This is a genomic window from Rodentibacter sp. JRC1 (assembly GCF_020521555.1).
In the GTDB taxonomy this organism is placed as follows: domain Bacteria; phylum Pseudomonadota; class Gammaproteobacteria; order Enterobacterales; family Pasteurellaceae; genus Rodentibacter; species Rodentibacter abscessus.
On sequence record NZ_BPWA01000001.1, the window covers coordinates 1299369 to 1319772 of the forward strand.

A 20404-nucleotide genomic window follows, 5' to 3' on the forward strand; every position below is an offset into this window, starting at 1 on the left:
AAGGGCGGAATTTTTTCCGCCCTTCTCTTTATTCGTTTACCCAAAGCGGTAACGTGATAGTCATCGCTAATCCGCCTAACGGACTTTTTTCCGCCCACACTTTACCCTGATGCCCCTTAACGACATTTGAAACGATAGCGAGCCCTAGCCCGGTGCCGCCGGTTGTGCGTGTACGCGTCTCATCAACGCGATAGAATGGATAGAAAATTTTTTTCAATTCTTCCGGATGTACCCCGGATCCGTTGTCGTCAATGCGGATCTTCAGGAATTCTTCTTCTTCTTCTTCTTGGATAAAAATATGAAGTTTGATCTTATCCTTTGTATATTTCAGCGCGTTTCTAATAATATTTTCGACCGCACTTTGTAGTTGATCCTCATTACCATTTAGAAAAATATCGGCATCGTGGGGTAAATCAAAGAATTTTTCAAATTCAATATGACGCTGTTCAGCTTCGAATATCGCATCTTGTACCACATTATGCCAAATTTTTTCTGCCGGAAAGATGGTTCTTGTTACTTGCGCATTGATTTGTTGACGGGAGATGAGTAATAACTCATTAATCATTTTATCCATACGTGCAACCTCTTTCTCAATACGCTGAACAGCATTGGTTTCTCCGACTTGATGACGTAGTAGTGCCGTGGCGAGTTGAAGTCGGGTTAGTGGTGTTTTCATCTCATGGGAAATGGAAGACATTAAGGTTTGTTGGTTTGAGATTAATTCGTTAATCGCCATTGTCATTCGGTTGAAACGAGTGCCTACTTGGCGTAGTTCCAGTGGGCCGCTATGGTTTAGTTTGGGATCGGTTGTGAAGTTACCCAGTTCTACACGGTTTGCCGCTTCTTGTAAGCGGGAAATCGGTTTTACGATAGTGTAAGTAAACCACCACAGCAGCGGCGTTGTAATAAATAGGGTTAAAATAAGTAATGTCAGTGGATTATTCAGCAGATATCGAAGTATCTCTTTATGCGGATCAACACGAGATACGAAGAAGAGTGAAAAGGGTTCATGAAAGTTATTACTTATGTACACTTGGAAAGGACCGGCAATTTGGATGTCGTCAAAACTCTTTCGCATTGGGTTTGAAAAATCCGTTGAATTTTCAGCAAAACGATGTACAAGCGGTTTTTCTTCAGTAAATGCACCGAATACTTCTTTATTATAAGGGTTATAAAGAACAGGGCGGGCTATATCAAACCGCGCAACAGGGAGTAAAGGCGTTTCTGAAAGAATGGAGTTAATTTTATGATTGCGGATGACTTCTGTTATTGTTTTTTGGTAGTTTGCAATTTCATTATTTTGTAGCTTAGAGTAAAAACGGTTATCAAAATAGGGAAGCGCAAGAATGATTGCGATCATGGCTAAAAAAGCGAACCAAAATACGGCGAAGATGCGAACGGTTAAATGATTCAGACTAAATTTCGTTTTAAGCTGCATAAGATTATTTATTAACTAAAAGATAGCCTCGCCCACGTAGGGTTTTAAACCAAGGCAATCCATTTTCTTTCGGTGGTAATTTTTTACGCAAGTTTGACATATGCATATCGACTGAGCGATCAAACGGAGAAAGTGCTTTCCCTAATGCGCCAATACTTAATTCTTCACGAGTGACTAATTCTCCCGCGGAACGAACCAGCTCTCTCAATAATGAAAATTCTGATTCGGTAAGATGGAGATCTTGCGTTTTATAGAACGCTAAGTGATTTTCTAAATGAAGTTTTAATCCGTGGAAATTTACCCAGCCGTCTTCGTTACTTTGAGAGGAAGGGAGGCTGTTTGATGTTTCATTTGAATCGACACTTCTACGTAGAATCGCTTTAATGCGTGCAACTAATTCCCGATCATTAAAGGGTTTTGGTAAATAATCGTCAGCCCCCAGTTCTAAGCCGAGTACGCGATCAATCTCTTCACCACGTGCGCTTAGCATCATAACGGGTACGTTGGATTGTTGGCGGATATGTTTAAGTGTTTCGATGCCGTTTAATACCGGCATCATTACATCTAACAAAATTAATGCATAATTTTGATCAAGTTTATCCAACGCTTCTTGACCGTTGTTAGCCACATCAACAATAAAACCTTCCAGCGAAAGCACTTCCGCAAGTAAGTCTGTTAGTTCGGTATCATCATCAACGAGTAGAATTTTCGACATTACCAAGCCCCTTATCGTTACGTAATTATCCGCTGAAAGAATGCCTGCAAAGCAGATGACAGGCTAGAATTACCAGAATTTCCACCAAGATTTTTTCTGTGTATTGCCATTGCGCTCAATAATCGTGTTATTTTCATTTTGTGAGGCGACTTCAGGCAATGGTTTATCAAGATTGGTTTCGGTAACAATACCATGTTGATCAAATTTTACGGTAAATGTGTGTTGTTCCGGTGATTGATAGGCGTGCTGCTGTAAAAATACATAGTACCAAGTGAGATTGTTATAAGGGTCAATCAAAACCGGTGTACCAAGTAAATATTGTACTTGTTGTGTCGTCATACCTTGTTTTACTTGTGCCACATTAGCGGCTTCTAAGTAATTCCCTTGTGGCACATCAATACGATAGACCACTTTCTCGATAGTTGAACAAGCCGCTAGACTTAATGCTAATACAGCTGCGCCAAAAATAGTTTTAAATTGCATTTTCTTTACCTTAATTTCTGCAAATTTTCTAAAATAATATCCAAAGTTACGGGACTTGCCAAACTAATTCTCTGATTTTAGGGATTTTTGTAATTGGTCTTTTAAATTAGGCGGTAAACCTTTAATGGTTAACTCATCGGATAGCGGATCCCAAAGAATGCGCGTATTAAGCAAATCCGCATCAAAACTTAATGTAACGCCTTTACCCGAACCGGAGAATTTTGTGAGCGATTTCAATGCAGAACGTAGCGGTGGGATACTTTCTTCTAAACCGTAATCTTGTGCTTCTGTAAAGGCGACAAAAGATTGCTCGTTTAGAGTGGGTAAGTTTGCCGAAAGTTCCGTTAATTCAATCTCTTCGCCGCCGCTAAGCTGCCCTTTGCAATACTCAAAAACCTGTTTTTTCACTGCTTGGGTTTGCTCTTTATTTAATTCGCCTTGCTCACAATAATCGCTCACCGCTTGTAATAAGCATTGATTCTGTACTTGCGGGTTCAAACCTTCTTCCGCACCAAGGAAATCCATAAAGAAATCACTGATTTTGCGACCGACACGTCCTTTGATAAAAGTTAAATAGCGGTTGGAGTTCGCATTCACTTGCAAATCCGTTAAATTTACCCGTGCGGCAATGTCGAATTGTGTGATGTCGAGGTATTCCGTACGGCGAATATCCAAATGCTCATCTACCAGCATACTGTGGCGGCTATCAAGTAGCGCAATAAATAAATAGTCGGTCGCTAAAAAATTATACTGGCAGAGAATGAGCGTGCCGCTATCGGCAAAATTGTATTTACTTAATTCATTTGCGAGCAGTTTGGTGGAAGATTGGCTAAAACCTAAAAATTCAATTTCCTGTTCCAATAAGCGATTCAACTGTTGGGCAAAGATGGAATTTTCTTGGAATATCCCAAAGGCTTTCGCTTTATTTTGATAACCTTGGTGTAATTGCAACATCATTTGTTCTACTTCCGGCGTGATTGATAGTAGTTCATCACGCAGAATGCTTTCCATTTTTGTATTTTCATCGTCAGTTTGCTTGATTAGCTGATGTAGTACGATTTGATTAACGCTAATGCTCATTTTATTTTCCTTTATTCAAAAACGTTGCAAATTATAACCGCACTTTTTAATCAAGAAAAAAGAAATTATTTAGGATCTAGGAAATAATCGGGTATGATAGAGCGACTTTTTTCTCTCATTTTGTATAAAATGGCTCAACATTCAAAGTATTCTGACGCGCAACTCGGCGCAATTGTAAATGATATGATAGCCGTGTTGGAAAAACATAAAGCTCCGGTCGATTTGTCTCTCATTGCGTTAGGCAATATGGCAAGCAATTTGCTTACCAGCAGTGTGCCGCAAACTCAACGTGAGGTTTTGGCGCAAGCCTTTTCCAATGCTTTAATTAACGCGGTAAAAACGCACTAATATGATGATGTGGTTTAAAAAAGGCACTTTCAGTGGAAAACAATATCGCGATGATACCTCCCGAAAAATTTCGTGGGGGCATTGGTTTGCCTTTTTTAATATTATTATTTCGGTACTGATCGGCGCACGTTACGCTTTTCTCATTGATTGGCCCGATACGCTTGGCGGTAAACTTTATTTCTTTGTTAGCCTGCTCGGACATTTCAGCTTCTGCGTTTTTGCGATTTATTTATTGGTTATTTTTCCTCTCAGTTTTTTCGTTAAAAATCACCGCACTTTCCGTGGTTTAACGGTGATACTTTCTACGGTTTGTACAACGCTATTATTATTTGATACGGAAGTATTTCATCGTTTTAATCTGCACTTATCTTCTGTGGTATGGAATTTATTGGTGAATCCGGAAAACGGTGAGATGTCGCGAGACTGGCAAATTTTCTTTGCACCAATGCCGATTATTCTGTTGATTCAAATGCTGTTTTCCCGTTGGAGTTGGGAAAAGCTCCGTAGTCTTGAACGGCAAAAATGGCTAAAAGGAGTCGGTGTATTCTTCACGGCTGCTTTTATCGCTACTCACCTTATTTATGCGTGGGCGGATGCTTATTTGTATCGTCCGATTACAATGCAACGTTCCAATTTTCCGCTTTCTTACCCGATGACAGCACGTTCTTTCTTGGAAAAACACGGGCTATTGGATGTTGAACAGTATACGAAAACTTTAGAGCAAGAAGGGCGATTAGATGCGCTGAAGATTGATTATCCAAAGCATAAACTCACCTTCGCACCGCTTGAAAATAAGCCGAATCTTTTAGTGATCACGGTTTCAGGCTTGCGTTACGATGCGATCACCGGTGAGAAGATGCCGAGATTGGCAGAGTTTGCTACCGGTTCGACACAATTTGTCAATCATTATAGTAGCGGTAATACAAATAATGCCGGTTTAGTCGGTTTATTCTATGGTTTGAATGCAAATTATACGGACAGTATTTTGAGCAATCACACACCGTCGGTATTGATTGAAAAACTCCGTTCGGAAAAATATCAATTGGGGTTATTTTCTGCAACAAACTTTAAAGATAGCTTGTTCCGTCAAGCCCTACTTAAGAACATCAAGCTGCCGCAAGGAAAATCCGGTAATGAAAGTGCGGTCAAAAGTTTTAATGAATTTATGTCGACAAGAACCGCTCAAGCCCCTTGGTTTGCTTATCTTGATCTTGATTTAACGGCAAAAAACAAAGCAGAATATGACCGCACTTTAACACGAATAGATGGGCTGATTGAGCAAGCATTAATGCGTGTGCCATTAGAAAATACCCTTGTGATTGTGACGGCAGAACATGGTTTTGCTTTTGATGCGATGAGTGAAAAAGATCGCTCCAATTATTTTGGGCGTGATGAAATTCAAGTTCCGTTATTGGTCTATTGGAAAGATTTACCGGTGGGCATTGAAAAAAGGCTAAGCGGACATACTGACATATTGCCGGCGCTGATGACATCGGTGTTTAAGGTAAAAAACCCGTTGAGTGATTACTCGCAAGGGCGTAATTTGTTTGATTTGGATGGAGATAATTGGGTGCTTGCTTCAAATTACCGTTGGAATGTATTGATTCAACCGGACGGCACGCAATATCACATTGATCGTAAAGGAAACTACAAAAAATTTGACCGCACTTATCAAGAACAATTTTCCGAACGTCCTCCATTGGGGCTGTTCTTGGAAATGTTTAAACGGGAAAATTCATTTTTTGAGAAATAATGTCAGTGAGGCGGTGTTTCCGCCTTTGTTTTATCGTAAAAAATGAATGGCTTTTTGTGGTTCAACCCTTTATACTTGCGCCTCAGTTTAAGACTGAAAAGATGTTATTAATGAAAATCCGTGAGTTTTTCATAACATTATCACTATGCTTCTCGCCACGCTTGTCGTGCCTTTCAATTAATACGCTTCTCGTCTTTTTATCCTCATTCTTTTTTATGGAGTTTGTATGAAAAGCCACGTTCGTAGTTTTAAAACCTATATTCGCGATGAGATCATCAAAAAAGGCGGTTGGGTAAATGCCCACGCCCACGCCGATCGCGCCTTTACGATGACGCCGGAAAAAATCGGTATTTATCATAGTAGCAATTTGCAACAAAAATGGGATTTGGTCGATGAAGTAAAACGCACTTCCAGTGTTGATGATTATTATGCACGATTTTGCCAGTCTATCGAGTTGATGATTTCCCAAGGTGTAACGGCTTTCGGCACCTTTGTCGATATTGATCCGATTTGTGAAGATCGGGCAATTATCGCCGCTCACAAAGCACGTGAAGTTTATAAACACGACATTATTTTAAAATTTGCCAATCAAACCTTAAAAGGCGTGATTGAACCTACCGCCCGTAAATGGTTCGATATCGGTTCAGAAATGGTGGATATGATAGGCGGTTTGCCATATCGCGATGAACTGGATTATGGGAGAGGTTTAGACGCGATGGATATTTTGTTGGATAAGGCAAAATCTCTTGGCATTATGTGTCACGTGCATGTGGATCAGTTTAATAATCCAAGTGAAAAGGAAACCGAGCAATTATGTGATAAAACCATTGAACATGGTATGGAAGGGCGTGTTGTCGGGATTCACGGGATTTCTATCGGATCTCATTCCAAAGAATATCGCTATCAACTTTATGAAAAAATGCGTAAAGCAAAAATGATGATGATTGCTTGTCCAATGGCATGGATTGATAGTAATCGAAAAGAAGATCTAATGCCGTTCCATAACGCTTTAACACCAGCGGATGAAATGATTCCGGAAGGGATTACGGTGGCTTTAGGGACGGATAATATCTGCGATTATATGGTGCCGCTTTGCGAAGGTGATTTATGGCAGGAATTGAGCTTGCTTGCGGCAGGTTGTCGTTTTCCTCATTTAGATGCAATGGTGGATATTGCAAGTATTAATGGGCGTAAAGTATTAGGGTTAGAGCCGATTTAACTAAAGTCCGTTAAAAAAGAGCGGTCATAAAATGAAATGTTTTATGATCGTTTTTTATTGCCTAAAAATAAAACGTTTAAAAAGAGATTAGGTGAAGTGGTGGGCGATACCGGTTTCGAACCAGTGACCCCCTCCTTGTAAGGGAGGTGCTCTCCCAACTGAGCTAATCGCCCGATAATATTAAGACTAAATCTTAAATCCTCGGTTTATCTAAACACTTAATTAAGTGGTGGGCGATACCGGTCTCGAACCAGTGACCCCCTCCTTGTAAGGGAGGTGCTCTCCCAACTGAGCTAATCGCCCACTTAAGATAGCGTTTAAATAAAAGGGAAAGTTTGAGCGGAAAGAACACTTTAGAGAAGTGGTGGGCGATACCGGTCTCGAACCAGTGACCCCCTCCTTGTAAGGGAGGTGCTCTCCCAACTGAGCTAATCGCCCGCTTGGTCAAACTTTACAACATTAAGTACCTTGGATAGTGGTGGGCGATACCGGTCTCGAACCAGTGACCCCCTCCTTGTAAGGGAGGTGCTCTCCCAACTGAGCTAATCGCCCTTAATGTTGTGGGTTGGCATTATAGGGATAATGCATTTTCAGTCAATCATTTTTTATAAAAAAGCGATTAATTGTTGTAAAAATAAGCATAAAAAGCAGCTTTCTTATTTAGATGTGAATGCAGTCGTAGTAGAATAGCGGGCGATATTTTGATTATAGATAGGTTAGAAAATGAAATTAGCAGCTCCTTTTGATTTAGATCCGAATGTGAAAGTGCGTACCCGTTTTGCTCCTAGCCCTACCGGTTATTTACACGTAGGTGGAGCGCGCACTGCGCTTTATTCTTGGTTATTCGCAAAACATAATCACGGCGAATTTGTATTGCGCATTGAAGATACCGATTTGGAACGTTCTACGCCGGAAGCCACGGCTGCGATTTTAGAAGGAATGGAATGGTTAAACCTTGCTTGGGAGCACGGGCCTTATTACCAAACCGAACGTTTTGAGCGCTACAACCAAGTTATTGATGAAATGCTTGAACAAGGTTTGGCATATCGCTGTTACTGTTCTAAAGAACGTTTGGAAGCACTTCGTCATACACAAGAACAAAATAAAGAAAAACCACGTTATGATCGCCATTGTTTACACGATCATAGCCATTCACCGAATGAACCCCATGTCGTTCGCTTTAAAAATCCGACGGAAGGCTCGGTCGTATTTGATGATGCCGTGCGGGGACGCATTGAAATTAGCAACAGTGAATTGGATGATCTCATTATTCGCCGCACGGACGGTTCACCAACCTATAATTTCTGTGTCGTGGTGGATGACTGGGATATGGGTATTACTCATGTAGTACGCGGTGAAGATCATATTAATAATACGCCTCGTCAAATTAATATCCTAAAAGCCATCGGTGCGCCGATTCCGACTTATGCGCATGTTTCAATGATCAACGGTGATGACGGTCAAAAACTCTCAAAACGTCATGGCGCGGTGAGTGTGATGCAATATCGTGATGAAGGTTACTTGCCGGAAGCACTCGTTAATTACCTTGTGCGTTTAGGCTGGGGACATGGTGATCAGGAAATTTTTAGCCGTGAAGAGATGATTAAATATTTTGAGCTTGATCACGTAAGTAAATCGGCAAGTGCGTTTAATACCGATAAACTCTTGTGGTTAAACCATCACTATATTCGTGAATTACCGCCGGAATATGTGGCGAAACACCTTGAATGGCATTATAAGGATCAAGGTATTGATACGAGCAACGGACCTGCGTTGACCGAAATCGTAACAATGCTTGCCGAACGTTGCAAAACCCTAAAAGAAATGGCAGCAGCAAGCCGTTATTTCTTTGAAGAATTTGATACTTTTGACGAAGCGGCCGTGAAAAAACATTTTAAAGGTGCAGCCGTTGAAGCCCTTGAAAAAGTAAAAGAAAAATTGACCGCACTTTCCGCTTGGGATTTACATTCTACTCACGAAGCGATTGAACAAGCTGCTGCCGAGCTTGAAGTAGGAATGGGGAAAGTCGGTATGCCGTTACGTGTGGCCGTTACCGGTTCGGGTCAGTCGCCGTCAATGGATGTGACTTTGGTCGGCATTGGTCGTGAACGTGTACTTGCCCGTATTCAACGTGCGATCGATTTTATTAAGTCGCAAAATGCTTAATATTTAATCGTCTGATCTTTTCAAGATAATTTCATATTGACAGCAGTAGCAGCAAAATTTAAGATAGCACCGCTTTTGGGGATATAGCTCAGTTGGGAGAGCGCTTGAATGGCATTCAAGAGGTCGTCGGTTCGATCCCGATTATCTCCACCAACAAATTTAAAACGCACTGTAAATACAGTGCGTTTTCCTTTTCTAGATGTTTCGTAATTTATCGGAATAAAGTATCAAGCAAAGCGCTATCACCATAATGAGGATTGCTCCGGCGAATAAAATCGTATCCAGCGCACTTTCGTGCATAACAATAATAAAGCGTAGCATTGCGGTGATCCCTGAATAGATAAAGTAGCGCAAAGGAAAGTGATAGCCGCTTTTAAAATATTGTACAATTAAGCCGATGAATCCGAAGTATAAGAAAAACATCACAGCCTGTTCTGCTAAGGCATAAGGCACGACAGTCGAAGGATTTATCACCATCAAGGCAAGAGAATAAGTAATTTTTGCTAAAGCAATAATAAGTACAATTGCTAAAGCGATCAATGCGGTGCTGAGTACGATTTTAAGTATGTTTGTTACGATACTTGGAAATTTTTCCATTTGATTTTCTTCCATTGTTTATTCTCCTTCTGCTTATCTTCAATAAAAAAATACCGATACGATCATCGGTATTTCTTGGAAAGTGCGGTTATTTTTTACCGAGTTTTAATCCGGAGTATAATATAGTTTTCCTATTTCAATTTTTTGACGACCGGTTTCTTCACGCCATTTGTTGCTATCACGTAATGAATAAACACAGCCGCAATATTCTTGTTGATAAAAACGTTCGCGCTTGCTGATTTCGATCATTCGTTGTGAACCGCCTTCTTTGCGCCAATTGTAATCCCAATAAATCACGTCATCATATTTTTCTGCTGCACGGTGTCCGCAGCCGTTGATTTGATTCATATCTTTCCAACGGGAGATGCCAAGACAACTTGTGAAAACCGGAAAGCCATGTTCGTGAGCATATTCTGCCGCTTTTTCAAAACGCATATCGAAACACATCGTGCAACGAATGCCACGTTCCGGCTCCCATTCCATACCTTTCGCGCGATCGAACCAATTTTGTCGATCATAATCCGCATCAATAAAGGGAATGCCAAACTTTTGAGCGAAGCGAATGTTTTCTTCCTTACGAATTAAATATTCTTTTAACGGATGAATATTCGGATTGTAGAAATAAATAGTGAAGTTAATGCCGGAGGCAAGAATGGCTTCCATCACTTCACCGGAGCAAGGCGCACAGCAAGAGTGAAGAAGTAGTTTATTGTGTCCGTCGGGTAAGGTTAATTTTTCACGAATAAAAGGTGCGTTAGGATCTTTACGCACTTTTTGCTTGCGTATTTTGGGCTGGAAATTGACCGCACTTTGCGTTGAGTTTTCGGTGTTATTCATAACGTTAATAATAATGGTGAAAGATTGTCCTAAAATGTGAATGTTGTATTAAAAGTTAATAGGTTCTATCTACGGATAAGTAAGCTAAAGAAATCAATGCCTGTTTGTATTCGCTTTCCGGCAAAATAGCAATTGCATCAACGGCTTTTTGCGCTTCTTGTTTTGCCCGTGCCATAGAATAGTCCAACGATTTATGCTCTGCCATAATGGCAAGCACTTCATCAATCGCTTCTCGTTTACCGCCTTGTTCAATGGCTTCACGGATAAGTGTCGCTTGCTGCTCATTTCCATGGTGCATTGCGTGCAATAAAGGAAGTGTCGGTTTTCCTTCCGCCAAATCATCGCCCACATTTTTTCCGAGTGCTTGGGCGTTTGCGCTATAATCCAATACATCGTCCACCAGTTGGAATGCGGTGCCGAGATAACGTCCGTAATCTTGTAAAGCTTTCTCTTGCGCTTCTGTTGCGCCGGCAACAATTGCCGCAGCTTGTCCTGCAACCTCAAATAAACGTGCGGTTTTGCTATAAATGACACGCATATAATTCGCTTCACTGGTTTCAGGATCATTGACGTTCATTAATTGTTGGACTTCACCTTCCGCCAATACATTGGTCGCATCCGCCATAATGCGTAGGATTTTTAAAGATTCCAATTGCGCAACCAACTGAAATGCCCGCGTATAAATAAAATCACCGACTAATACGCTTGCAGCATTACCAAATTCAGCATTGGCGGTAGCACGGCCACGGCGCATATCGGATTCATCAACGACATCATCATGCAATAGAGATGCGGTGTGAATAAATTCGACAAAAGTTGCACAAGTGATCGTTTGCGATCCTTCAAACCCTAAGGATCGTGCGGCAAGTATTGCGATCAAAGGACGGATCCTTTTTCCGCCGCCTTGTACAATATAGAAACCGAGTTGGCTTATTAATGCTACATCGGAATTTAATTGAGTAAGAATATTTTGATTCACTTTCTGCATATCCGGATCAACCAATTGCTGAATAGATTGCATATCCATTAAATCTTGTTTTTTCATCTCTTTTGATAGGCTTCTAAGGTAAAAGTGCGGTGCATTTTAACTGAATTTTCGGGCTTTCTGAAATCAAACTGCCGGAAAAGGGAATTTTTTTATTTTATTACAAATAAACCCTTGCTATGGGATCGTTTTTTCCGTAGAATTTGCGACCTATTTTATATGAATTTTGAAGTGCGGACTGCAAAGTGCAGAAAAGCACAGTTAAGCGGAGTATTTATGTACGCAGTTTTCCAAAGTGGCGGTAAACAACACCGTGTCAGCGAAGGACAAGTTGTTCGTTTAGAAAAACTTGAACTTGCAACTGGCTCAACAGTTGAGTTTGATTCAGTGTTGATGGTCGTTAATGGTGAAGATGTTAAAATTGGTGCGCCGGTAGTTGCCGGTGCGAAAGTAGTGGCTGAAGTGGTTGCACAAGGTCGTGGCGAGAAAGTAAAAATCGTTAAATTCCGTCGTCGTAAACACAGCCGTAAACAACAAGGTCATCGTCAGTGGTTCACAGAAGTGAAAATCACTGGGATTCAAGCATAATTTCAGAGGAGATCAAGTAGATGGCAACTAAAAAAGCTGGTGGTTCAACTCGTAACGGTCGCGATTCTGAAGCTAAACGCCTTGGTGTTAAACGTTTCGGTGGCGAGTCTGTATTAGCTGGTAGCATTATTGTTCGTCAACGTGGTACTAAATTCCACGCTGGAAGCAATGTAGGTATGGGTAAAGATCACACCCTATTTGCAACGGCGGACGGTAAAGTTAAATTTGAAGTAAAAGGTGAAAAAAGCCGTAAATACGTAAGTATTATTACTGAGTAATTTAAAACCTATTTGAGTGAAACGCCCTACAAATTTTGTGGGGCGTTTTATTTTTTTTGGATCATTCTTGCGTTCTGCAGCTTTAGGATCTAATGTATAACCATTTGCAATTCGCATAAACTTATTGTGAATAGCAGCAAACACAAGGAAGAAAGTATGAAACAGCAACCATTATTAGGCTTCATTTTTGCTTTAATTACCGTGATGGCATGGGGATCTTTGCCTTTAGCACTGAAACAGGTTCTTTCGGCGATGAGCGCACAGACTATTGTTTGGTATCGTTTTGTTGTTGCAACTCTTGCATTGTTGTTATTGCTTGCTTATAAAAAGAAATTGCCGGAATTAGCTAAAATCGGTCAATATGGCTGGCTGGTCATTATCGGTGTGCTAGGGCTTGCAGGAAATTTTTTATTATTTAGCAGTTCGCTTAATTATATCGATCCCTCGGTTGCACAAATTTTCATTCATTTGTCCTCCTTTGGAATGCTGGTTTGTGGTGTCTTTATTTTCAAAGAAAAACTAGGATTGCACCAAAAGATCGGGATCTTGCTTTTATTAATCGGTTTAGGGCTGTTCTTTAATGATCGTTTCGATGTATTCAATGGGCTGAACCGATATTCCATCGGTGTAATATTAAGTGTCAGTGCGGCCTTAGTGTGGGTTGCATATGGTATGGCGCAAAAATTAATGTTACGCAAATTTAGCTCACAGCAAATCTTATTAATGATGTATTTCGGTTGCGCTATCGTGTTCACTCCAATGGCTGAATTTTCACAAGTACAAGCATTAACCCCTTTTGCATTTGCCTGTTTTATTTATTGCTGCTTGAATACCCTAATTGGCTATGGAGCTTATGCTGAAGCGTTGAATCGCTGGGATGTCTCAAAAGTGAGCGTGGTGGTAACACTTGTACCGCTTTTCACGATTTTATTTTCTCATCTTGCACATTTTTTTAGCCCCGAGTATTTTGCCGTACCTGAATTAAATACTGTTAGCTATATTGGGGCGTTTATTGTAGTATGCGGGGCAATTTTATCCGCAATTGGACATAAATTATTATCATCGCGCAATGTGAAATAGCATAAAAGTGCGGTTCGATTTTGGAGAATTTTAATGAAATTTATTGATGAATCCCTCATTCGTGTAGAAGCCGGAGATGGCGGAAACGGTTGTGTAAGCTTTCGCCGTGAAAAATTTATTCCAAAGGGAGGGCCTGACGGCGGAGACGGAGGAGATGGCGGAGATGTCTATTTAATAGCGGATGAAAATCTCAACACATTGATTGACTACCGTTTTAACAAACGTTTTGCTGCCGAACGTGGTGAGAACGGACGTAGTTCTGATTGTACAGGTCGCCGTGGTAAAGATATTATTTTGCAAGTGCCGGTTGGAACAAGAGCGATTGATAACGATACCAAAGAAATTTTAGGTGATTTAATTAAACACGGACAAAAAATGCTAGTGGCAAAAGGGGGATACCATGGTTTGGGCAATACCCGCTTTAAATCCTCCGTAAACCGTGCACCACGGCAAAAAACCATGGGCACACCGGGTGAAAAACGTGATTTGTTGTTAGAATTAATGTTACTTGCCGATGTAGGGATGCTTGGATTACCGAATGCCGGAAAATCCACGTTTATTCGAGCTATTTCAGCGGCGAAACCTAAAGTAGCGGATTATCCGTTTACAACTTTAGTGCCAAGCTTAGGCGTGGTGAAGGTGGATGAGGCACACAGTTTTGTGGTTGCCGATATTCCCGGTTTAATTGAAGGAGCGGCAGATGGTGCCGGCTTAGGTATTCGTTTCTTGAAACACTTAGAACGTTGCCGCGTATTAATTCACCTTGTGGATATTCAACCGATTGATGATTCTGATCCGGCAGATAATATCGCTATTATTGAATCAGAACTATTTCAATATAGCGAGAAATTGGCTGAAAAACCGCGTTGGTTGGTATTCAATAAAATTGACACGATGAGCGATGAAGAAGCCGATGAGCGGGCTAAAGAAATCGCTGAAAGCTTAGGTTGGAATGAGGATTACTACCTTATTTCTGCCGCAACAGGTAAAAATGTACCGGTATTATGTCGCGATATTATGGATTTTATTGAAGCGCACCCACGTGAAATGGAGGAGCAACAGGTTTCACCGGAAGAAGTGAAATTCAAGTGGGAAGATTATCACCAAGAACAATTGGCAGAACATCAATTCGATGACGAAGATGATTGGGATGACGATTGGACAGAGGAAGATGATGAGGAAATAGAATTTATTTATAAGCCATAATCCTTTCTAACAAAAGTGCGGTCAGATTTTAGTATAAATCCGACCGCACTTTTTCTTCTTGGAATTATCCACGACGTGCATTTTTCATAATGCGTTCTTTCGCCACTTTCCATTCACGATCTTTAATATCATCTCGTTTGTCGTGTTGTTTTTTACCTTTTGCCAAGCCCACTTTAATTTTTGCCCAAGCACCTTTCCAATAAAGCGCGAGCGCCACAATGGTAAAACCGTCTCGACTTGATTTGCCGAAAAGGGATTCTAATTCCCGCTTATTCAATAATAATTTACGGGTGCGGGTGGGATCGCACACAACGTGTGTTGAGGCTAAACTTAACGGTTGAATTGTTGCACCGAATAAATAGGCTTCTCCGTTTTTAAAGATAATATAGCTATCACTAATATTGGTTTTGCCTGCACGCATAGATTTTACTTCCCAACCTTGCAGTTCAAGTCCCGCCTCTATTTCATCTTCAATAAAATAATCATGTCGGGCTCGTTTATTCAAAGCGATAGTGTTTGAACCCGGTTTGAGTTTTTTCTTTGTCATAATTTTCTCTGTTTTTAAATTTTTGCCGATTTTACCGAATATGTGCTTTGATCGCAAAATTGAGGCAAATAAAGAAAAAATAAAGGGCCGGATATTCAGCCCTTTTAGATTTTATAGGATTTTTTTATGATTCCAGTTCACCGCAAAAACGATAACCTTCTCCGTGAACCGTTGCAATTATTTCCGGCGTGTTAGGATGATCTTCGAAATGTTTACGAATACGGCGAATGGTTACATCCACCGTGCGATCTTGCGGTTTTAGTTCACGACCGGTCATTCTTTTTAGTAATTCTTCACGGGTTTGTAATTTTCCCGGATTTTCACAGAAATGCACCATTGCACGAAATTCACTGCGCGGAAGTTTGAATTCTTCCCCCTCAGGAGTAATTAAATTATGGCTATTCAAATCTAGCGTCCAGCCGTTGAAACGATAAAAATCACGTTCGTGACCAATGTTTTCTTTTTCGTGTTGTAACATTGTGCGATGTAATAAATTGCGTGCGCGAATAGTTAATTCTCGAGGGTTAAACGGCTTGGTAAGGTAATCGTCCGCACCGATTTCTAAGCCTAAAATTTTATCAACTTCATTATCTCGTCCCGTTAGAAAAATAAGCGGTAGATTGGCATATTCACGTAATTCCCGCGCTAATAAAAGCCCATTTTTACCCGGAAGATTAATGTCCATTACGACAAGATTAACAGCATTATCGTTCAAAATTTGATGCATTTCCGTGCCGTCTTGCGCTTCAAGAACGGTATAGCCTTCCCCTTCAAAAATGCCTTTTAATATATTACGGGTAACGGCTTCATCTTCAACAATGAGAATTTGTGGTGCTGCCATTTTCCAATCCTTTTACTTACTTCGGTAACAACGGATATTTTAGCTTTGTAACATAGTTGCAACAATGGAAAAGTATAATTATTTCCGAGATCTTTCCATTTTTTATGATCTAAATCATACTTTTGGGTTTTTGATTTGCTTTGTGTTAAGATCCCACCACGAAAACTCATCTCCTTAATCTATGAAAAATTATCTTCTTTTTTTTAGCCTCATATTGACCGCACTTTCTAGCCAAGCAGGGTTATTTGATAACAAATCTTCTTTTTTAAACGTCGATGAAGCCTTTCCGCTTTCTGCTGAAATTTCTACCGATAAAACGCAGCTTCATATTCGTTGGGATACGGTAAAAGGTTATTATCTTTACCAAGATAAGATTGAGGCAAGAAAAGAGGGGGAATCTCAATTACTTTTCGTAAATTTCGGTCAGCAATCGGAGACTCATCAAGATCCTTATTTTGGTGAAGTAAAAGTATTTACTCAACCTTTAGACGCTTATTTTTCCGGGAAGGAATTTGCTGCGGATCAGCATATAGAGATTTCTTACCAAGGCTGTACCGAGGGATTCTGCTATCCTCCTGAAACGAAATTTCTGCGCGTTGCTGATTTACCGATTGCTGATTTTGAAGAAAAAATAGTGAAAAAAACAACCGCACTTCAGGCAGAACAAGATCGTTTGGCGGAAGGATTATTCAAAAGTAAATATGCGGTATTGGGCTTTTTCTTGTTGGGGTTAGGGCTTGCTTTCACACCTTGCGTGTTGCCAATGCTGCCATTGCTCTCTGCGATTGTTATCGGGCAGCAAAATCGTCCGAATATGGTGCGTGCTTTTTCTTTAAGTTTCCTTTATGTGCAAGGTATGGCATTGACTTACACCTTACTGGGACTGGCTGTCGCCGCAATCGGTTTACCTTTTCAAATTGCGCTGCAACACCCTTATGTAATGATTGCGCTTTCTCTCTTATTTGCGCTTTTGGCGTTGTCGATGTTCGGCGTATTTACTTTACAACTTCCCGCTTCTTTGCAAACCAAATTAAATGCCTTAAGCCAAAAACAGAGCTCAGGTGCTTTCGGCGGGGCGTTTTTAATGGGAATGATTGCAGGACTCGTCGCTTCACCTTGTACTTCAGCCCCGCTTTCCGGTGCATTGTTATATGTAGCGCAAAGCGGCGATTTGGTTACCGGTGCGCTCACCTTGTATTTACTCGCCTTAGGGATGGGGATTCCGTTAATGTTAATTACGTTATTCGGAAACAAAATTTTACCGAAATCAGGGGCGTGGATGAACACGGTTAAACAAAGTTTCGGTTTTGTTATGTTAGCTTTACCGGTATTCTTGCTTTCACGTATTTTGCCGGAAGTTTGGGAGCCACGCCTATGGGCATTATTAGCAACGGCTTTCTTCATCTGGTTCGCCTTACAAATGCCAAAAAGCGGTATGGGTTATGTGATGAAAATTTTCGCTTTTGGTTGTGCGATGATCGCCGTTCAACCGTTACAAAACTTCGTGTGGCAGAACCAATCCGGCGCACAAAGTGCGGTCAATAATACGGAAGTTTCGCAGGTTAAATTTCAGCGTATCCAAAATTTACAAGAATTAGATGAAGTGCTTTCACAGAATCCTCATTCGATTGCGATGTTAGATTTGTATGCAGATTGGTGCGTGGCCTGTAAAGAATTTGAAAAATACACTTTTAGTGATGAAAAGGTGCAAAATGCTTTCGGAAACCTTTTATTACTGCAAGTGGATATGACAAAAAATAGCACTGAAAATAAAGCGATAATGGAACGTTATCAGGTTCTTGGTTTGCCAACGATTTTATTTTTAGATCGAATGGGAAATGAAATTTCAGGTAGTCGGGTTAGCGGTTTTATGGATGCTGAAAACTTTTTAACTTGGATCAATAAATTAAACCTTAAATAATGATTTTCAACGCAAAGTAGAAAGTCTTTTTCAAATATTGTTATTGTTTAACCAAATGTTAAGGATTATGATCAATGCGTTTTTTTAACTCTTCTTTTAAAAGGAAAGCATTATGAACAATCTTGAAAAATTTCGTCCTTATGGTTTAGCTTTATTGCGTATCGTTGCCGCTTATATGTTTATCTTACACGGCACGGCAAAGTTTTGGGAGTTTCCTATTTCGATGACCGGCGGTAATGGTGCGGTAGATGCGCCTTTGATGATTGTCGGTGGAATCGTTGAAATCGTAGGTGGTATTTTGGTTCTTTTAGGCTTATTTACCCGTCCGGCGGCATTTCTCTTATCCGGTCAAATGGCATACGCTTATTTCTTTATGCATGCAGCGCAAGGGAATTTATTCTTCCCTCTCGCCAATGGAGGGGAGCTTGCGTTACTTTACTCCGTTGTATTCTTCTATTTTGTTTTTGCGGGCGCAGGGGCCTTTGCATTGGATAACAAATTTAAGAAAAACTAATTTGGTAAAATTTACAATCTTATCGCCCACTTTGAGTGGGCTTTTCTTTTTCAATCTTTTCTATATTTACGCAACCGTTTGCGTTATAATGCGCCCGCTTATTTTAATTATTAATCAAGGAAAAAATTTAATGACAGATCGTCCTATTCGTCAGGCTTTATTAAGCGTTTCAGATAAAACAGGAATTGTAGAATTTGCCCAAGGGTTGGTTCAAAGAGGGGTGAAATTACTTTCTACCGGCGGTACGGCAAAACTCTTAGAACAAAACGGTTTACCGGTTACTGAAGTGTCTGATTATACCGGTTTCCCTGAAATGATGGACGGTCGTGTAAAAACCTTACATCCTAAAGTTCATGGTGGTATTTTAGGTCGCCGTGGTACGGATGATGCCGTTATGCAACAACACGGCATTGACGGTATTGATATGGTGGTAGTGAATTTATATCCTTTTGCCGCAACCGTGGCTAAACCCAATTGCACATTAGAAGATGCGGTGGAAAATATTGATATTGGCGGTCCGACAATGGTGCGTTCTGCGGCGAAAAACCATAAAGATGTTGCGATTGTGGTAAATAATAATGATTTCAACGCAATTCTTGCTGAAATGGATCAACACCAAAATAGTCTTACTTTAGAAACCCGCTTTGATCTTGCTATTAAAGCCTTTGAACATACTGCTCAATATGATTCAATGATCGCCAATTATTTCGGTAAGCTCGTGAAGCCTTATTATACGGCTGACGAAGAAGATGCAAATGCGAAGTGCGGTCAATTTCCACGGACTTTTAATCTTAACTTTATTCGTAAACAAACGATGCGTTACGGTGAAAATGCTCACCAAAATGCAGCATTTTATGTTGAACAAAATGTACAAGAAGCTTGCGTTTCCACGGCTAAACAATTACAAGGTAAAGCCCTTTCTTATAATAATATCGCCGACACTGATGCCGCCCTTGAATGCGTAAAAGAATTTAGCGAACCTGCTTGCGTGATCGTCAAGCACGCTAATCCGTGCGGTGTAGCACTGGGTAAAGATATTTTAGAAGCCTATAACCGTGCTTATCAAACCGATCCAACCTCTGCCTTTGGTGGCATTATTGCCTTTAATCGTGAGTTAGACGAACAAACCGCAAATGAAATTGTAGAACGCCAATTTGTCGAAGTGATTATCGCTCCGAAAGTCAGTAAACAAGCCGCTAATGTGATTGCGAAAAAGAAAAATGTTCGCTTACTTGAATGCGGCGAATGGCAACAACGTACTCAACGTTTAGATTTTAAACGTGTGAACGGTGGCTTGTTGGTCCAAGATGCGGATTTAGGCATGGTGGATTTGGGGGACTTAAAAGTTGTCAGCAAACGCCAGCCGACGGAACAGGAATTACAAGACTTATTATTTTGTTGGAAAGTGGCAAAATTTGTGAAATCTAACGCTATTGTTTATGCCAAAAATAATCAAACTATCGGCATTGGAGCAGGGCAAATGAGCCGTGTTTATTCCGCTAAAATTGCAGGGATTAAAGCTCAAGACGAAGGCTTAGAAGTGGCTGGCTGTGTAATGGCATCTGATGCGTTTTTCCCATTCCGCGATGGCATTGATGCAGCAGCGAAGGTCGGTATCCAATGTGTGATTCACCCGGGTGGTTCAATGCGTGATCAAGAAGTGATCGACGCTGCCGATGAGCATAATATGGTAATGGTATTAACGGGAATGCGTCATTTCCGTCATTAATTGGTATAATCATGGGGCAGCATATCTGCCCCTCATTTATTCTCTTTATCTTAAAATTTATTACCAATTATTTATTTTA

20 protein-coding genes and 5 tRNA genes are annotated in these 20404 nt (G+C 40.6%); 12 read left to right on the top strand and 13 right to left on the bottom strand.

Annotated elements, in window-relative coordinates:
* Nucleotides 1-28: 28 nt before the first annotated feature.
* From cpxA to yejK, 4 genes are all read right to left on the bottom strand, one after another.
* On the bottom strand, nucleotides 29-1438 hold the full coding sequence (gene cpxA / locus HEMROJRC1_RS05975; RefSeq protein ID WP_226692074.1) for an envelope stress sensor histidine kinase CpxA: 1410 nt from the start codon (nucleotides 1436-1438) through the stop codon (nucleotides 29-31).
* A 4-nt stretch (nucleotides 1439-1442) separates the two neighbouring features.
* Complete coding sequence (locus HEMROJRC1_RS05980; protein ID WP_226692075.1) at nucleotides 1443-2153, bottom strand: response regulator; 711 nt, start codon at nucleotides 2151-2153, stop codon at nucleotides 1443-1445.
* A 69-nt stretch (nucleotides 2154-2222) separates the two neighbouring features.
* Nucleotides 2223-2636 (bottom strand): outer membrane protein assembly factor BamE, encoded by a 414-nt coding sequence (gene bamE, locus HEMROJRC1_RS05985; RefSeq protein ID WP_226692076.1) that lies wholly within the window; start codon nucleotides 2634-2636, stop codon nucleotides 2223-2225.
* 63 nt (nucleotides 2637-2699) lie between these two features.
* Nucleotides 2700-3716, bottom strand: coding sequence for a nucleoid-associated protein YejK (gene yejK, locus HEMROJRC1_RS05990; RefSeq protein WP_226692077.1), 1017 nt, complete (start codon nucleotides 3714-3716; stop codon nucleotides 2700-2702).
* Between the two features lie 129 nt (nucleotides 3717-3845).
* Here yejK and HEMROJRC1_RS05995 point away from each other — a divergent pair, with 129 nt between their 5' ends.
* The 3 genes from HEMROJRC1_RS05995 to HEMROJRC1_RS06005 all read left to right on the top strand — a co-directional run bounded on the left by HEMROJRC1_RS05995 (nucleotide 3846) and on the right by HEMROJRC1_RS06005 (nucleotide 7036).
* Nucleotides 3846-4064, top strand: coding sequence for a YejL family protein (locus HEMROJRC1_RS05995; RefSeq protein ID WP_226692943.1), 219 nt, complete (start codon nucleotides 3846-3848; stop codon nucleotides 4062-4064).
* Nucleotides 4065-4068: 4 nt separating this feature from the next.
* Nucleotides 4069-5817 (top strand): DUF3413 domain-containing protein, encoded by a 1749-nt coding sequence (locus tag HEMROJRC1_RS06000; RefSeq protein WP_226692944.1) that lies wholly within the window; start codon nucleotides 4069-4071, stop codon nucleotides 5815-5817.
* 226 nt (nucleotides 5818-6043) lie between these two features.
* Nucleotides 6044-7036: an amidohydrolase family protein gene (locus HEMROJRC1_RS06005; protein ID WP_226692078.1), complete on the top strand. Its 993-nt coding sequence runs from the start codon at nucleotides 6044-6046 to the stop codon at nucleotides 7034-7036.
* Between the two features lie 97 nt (nucleotides 7037-7133).
* On the opposite strand, the gene HEMROJRC1_RS06010 is transcribed toward HEMROJRC1_RS06005, so the two are convergent.
* The 4 genes from HEMROJRC1_RS06010 to HEMROJRC1_RS06025 form a co-directional block, all read right to left on the bottom strand.
* Nucleotides 7134-7209 (bottom strand) — tRNA-Val (locus HEMROJRC1_RS06010).
* Between the two features lie 54 nt (nucleotides 7210-7263).
* Nucleotides 7264-7339, bottom strand: a tRNA-Val gene (locus HEMROJRC1_RS06015).
* Nucleotides 7340-7398: 59 nt separating this feature from the next.
* Nucleotides 7399-7474 (bottom strand) — tRNA-Val (locus HEMROJRC1_RS06020).
* A gap of 38 nt (nucleotides 7475-7512) precedes the next feature.
* Nucleotides 7513-7588, bottom strand: a tRNA-Val gene (locus HEMROJRC1_RS06025).
* A gap of 171 nt (nucleotides 7589-7759) precedes the next feature.
* Between HEMROJRC1_RS06025 and gltX the strand changes: the two genes are divergently transcribed.
* Nucleotides 7760-9202, top strand: coding sequence for a glutamate--tRNA ligase (gltX, locus tag HEMROJRC1_RS06030; protein WP_226692079.1), 1443 nt, complete (start codon nucleotides 7760-7762; stop codon nucleotides 9200-9202).
* A gap of 77 nt (nucleotides 9203-9279) precedes the next feature.
* Nucleotides 9280-9355: transfer RNA gene (locus tag HEMROJRC1_RS06035), tRNA-Ala, on the top strand.
* Nucleotides 9356-9397: 42 nt separating this feature from the next.
* Here the strand turns inward: HEMROJRC1_RS06035 and psiE are convergent.
* From psiE to ispB, 3 genes are all read right to left on the bottom strand, one after another.
* Nucleotides 9398-9814 carry a phosphate-starvation-inducible protein PsiE gene (psiE, locus tag HEMROJRC1_RS06040; RefSeq protein WP_226692080.1) on the bottom strand — a complete coding sequence of 139 codons (417 nt, stop codon included), beginning with the start codon at nucleotides 9812-9814 and terminating at the stop codon, nucleotides 9398-9400.
* 90 nt (nucleotides 9815-9904) lie between these two features.
* Entirely contained in the window at nucleotides 9905-10636 is a 732-nt protein-coding gene (locus HEMROJRC1_RS06045; protein WP_226692081.1) for an epoxyqueuosine reductase QueH, read from the bottom strand.
* Nucleotides 10637-10691: 55 nt separating this feature from the next.
* On the bottom strand, nucleotides 10692-11681 hold the full coding sequence (gene ispB / locus HEMROJRC1_RS06050) for an octaprenyl diphosphate synthase (protein WP_226692082.1): 990 nt from the start codon (nucleotides 11679-11681) through the stop codon (nucleotides 10692-10694).
* A 216-nt stretch (nucleotides 11682-11897) separates the two neighbouring features.
* Between ispB and rplU the strand changes: the two genes are divergently transcribed.
* The 4 genes from rplU to cgtA all read left to right on the top strand — a co-directional run bounded on the left by rplU (nucleotide 11898) and on the right by cgtA (nucleotide 14773).
* Nucleotides 11898-12209, top strand: coding sequence for a 50S ribosomal protein L21 (gene rplU / locus HEMROJRC1_RS06055; protein WP_194813084.1), 312 nt, complete (start codon nucleotides 11898-11900; stop codon nucleotides 12207-12209).
* Between the two features lie 20 nt (nucleotides 12210-12229).
* A complete protein-coding gene (rpmA, locus tag HEMROJRC1_RS06060; RefSeq protein WP_077462617.1) occupies nucleotides 12230-12487 on the top strand; it encodes a 50S ribosomal protein L27 in 258 nt (85 codons plus the stop codon).
* Between the two features lie 156 nt (nucleotides 12488-12643).
* Nucleotides 12644-13567 carry a DMT family transporter gene (locus tag HEMROJRC1_RS06065; protein ID WP_226692083.1) on the top strand — a complete coding sequence of 308 codons (924 nt, stop codon included), beginning with the start codon at nucleotides 12644-12646 and terminating at the stop codon, nucleotides 13565-13567.
* Nucleotides 13568-13600: 33 nt separating this feature from the next.
* Entirely contained in the window at nucleotides 13601-14773 is a 1173-nt protein-coding gene (gene cgtA / locus HEMROJRC1_RS06070) for an Obg family GTPase CgtA (protein WP_226692084.1), read from the top strand.
* A 64-nt stretch (nucleotides 14774-14837) separates the two neighbouring features.
* On the opposite strand, the gene smpB is transcribed toward cgtA, so the two are convergent.
* Both smpB and arcA read right to left on the bottom strand, forming a co-directional pair.
* Complete coding sequence (smpB, locus tag HEMROJRC1_RS06075; protein WP_226692085.1) at nucleotides 14838-15320, bottom strand: SsrA-binding protein SmpB; 483 nt, start codon at nucleotides 15318-15320, stop codon at nucleotides 14838-14840.
* Nucleotides 15321-15444: 124 nt separating this feature from the next.
* Nucleotides 15445-16161 (bottom strand): two-component system response regulator ArcA, encoded by a 717-nt coding sequence (gene arcA, locus HEMROJRC1_RS06080; RefSeq protein ID WP_226692086.1) that lies wholly within the window; start codon nucleotides 16159-16161, stop codon nucleotides 15445-15447.
* A gap of 181 nt (nucleotides 16162-16342) precedes the next feature.
* On the opposite strand from arcA, the gene HEMROJRC1_RS06085 reads away from it, so the two are divergent.
* From HEMROJRC1_RS06085 to purH, 3 genes are all read left to right on the top strand, one after another.
* The gene (locus tag HEMROJRC1_RS06085; RefSeq protein WP_226692087.1) at nucleotides 16343-18082 is read left to right on the top strand and encodes a protein-disulfide reductase DsbD; all 1740 of its coding nucleotides are present in this window, start codon (nucleotides 16343-16345) and stop codon (nucleotides 18080-18082) included.
* Between the two features lie 112 nt (nucleotides 18083-18194).
* Nucleotides 18195-18596, top strand: a complete 402-nt coding sequence (locus tag HEMROJRC1_RS06090; protein WP_226692088.1) for a DoxX family protein — start codon at nucleotides 18195-18197, stop codon at nucleotides 18594-18596.
* 130 nt (nucleotides 18597-18726) lie between these two features.
* The gene (purH, locus tag HEMROJRC1_RS06095) at nucleotides 18727-20325 is read left to right on the top strand and encodes a bifunctional phosphoribosylaminoimidazolecarboxamide formyltransferase/IMP cyclohydrolase (RefSeq protein ID WP_226692089.1); all 1599 of its coding nucleotides are present in this window, start codon (nucleotides 18727-18729) and stop codon (nucleotides 20323-20325) included.
* Nucleotides 20326-20404: the final 79 nt, after the last annotated feature.

Excerpts from the sequence above, each read along its gene's own strand:
- HEMROJRC1_RS06005 (WP_226692078.1), top strand. The coding sequence starts at position 6,044 with ATGAAAAGCCACGTTCGTAGTTTTAAAACCTATATTCGCGATGAGATC.
- HEMROJRC1_RS06000 (WP_226692944.1), top strand. The coding sequence starts at position 4,069 with ATGATGTGGTTTAAAAAAGGCACTTTCAGTGGAAAACAATATCGCGAT.
- gltX (WP_226692079.1), top strand. The coding sequence starts at position 7,760 with ATGAAATTAGCAGCTCCTTTTGATTTAGATCCGAATGTGAAAGTGCGT.
- rpmA (WP_077462617.1), top strand. The coding sequence starts at position 12,230 with ATGGCAACTAAAAAAGCTGGTGGTTCAACTCGTAACGGTCGCGATTCT.
- HEMROJRC1_RS06045 (WP_226692081.1), bottom strand. The coding sequence starts at position 10,636 with ATGAATAACACCGAAAACTCAACGCAAAGTGCGGTCAATTTCCAGCCC.
- psiE (WP_226692080.1), bottom strand. The coding sequence starts at position 9,814 with ATGGAAGAAAATCAAATGGAAAAATTTCCAAGTATCGTAACAAACATA.
- HEMROJRC1_RS06090 (WP_226692088.1), top strand. The coding sequence starts at position 18,195 with ATGAACAATCTTGAAAAATTTCGTCCTTATGGTTTAGCTTTATTGCGT.
- HEMROJRC1_RS05995 (WP_226692943.1), top strand. The coding sequence starts at position 3,846 with ATGGCTCAACATTCAAAGTATTCTGACGCGCAACTCGGCGCAATTGTA.
- arcA (WP_226692086.1), bottom strand. The coding sequence starts at position 16,161 with ATGGCAGCACCACAAATTCTCATTGTTGAAGATGAAGCCGTTACCCGT.
- HEMROJRC1_RS06065 (WP_226692083.1), top strand. The coding sequence starts at position 12,644 with ATGAAACAGCAACCATTATTAGGCTTCATTTTTGCTTTAATTACCGTG.
- cgtA (WP_226692084.1), top strand. The coding sequence starts at position 13,601 with ATGAAATTTATTGATGAATCCCTCATTCGTGTAGAAGCCGGAGATGGC.
- yejK (WP_226692077.1), bottom strand. The coding sequence starts at position 3,716 with ATGAGCATTAGCGTTAATCAAATCGTACTACATCAGCTAATCAAGCAA.
- HEMROJRC1_RS05980 (WP_226692075.1), bottom strand. The coding sequence starts at position 2,153 with ATGTCGAAAATTCTACTCGTTGATGATGATACCGAACTAACAGACTTA.
- cpxA (WP_226692074.1), bottom strand. The coding sequence starts at position 1,438 with ATGCAGCTTAAAACGAAATTTAGTCTGAATCATTTAACCGTTCGCATC.
- HEMROJRC1_RS06085 (WP_226692087.1), top strand. The coding sequence starts at position 16,343 with ATGAAAAATTATCTTCTTTTTTTTAGCCTCATATTGACCGCACTTTCT.
- rplU (WP_194813084.1), top strand. The coding sequence starts at position 11,898 with ATGTACGCAGTTTTCCAAAGTGGCGGTAAACAACACCGTGTCAGCGAA.
- ispB (WP_226692082.1), bottom strand. The coding sequence starts at position 11,681 with ATGAAAAAACAAGATTTAATGGATATGCAATCTATTCAGCAATTGGTT.
- purH (WP_226692089.1), top strand. The coding sequence starts at position 18,727 with ATGACAGATCGTCCTATTCGTCAGGCTTTATTAAGCGTTTCAGATAAA.
- smpB (WP_226692085.1), bottom strand. The coding sequence starts at position 15,320 with ATGACAAAGAAAAAACTCAAACCGGGTTCAAACACTATCGCTTTGAAT.
- bamE (WP_226692076.1), bottom strand. The coding sequence starts at position 2,636 with ATGCAATTTAAAACTATTTTTGGCGCAGCTGTATTAGCATTAAGTCTA.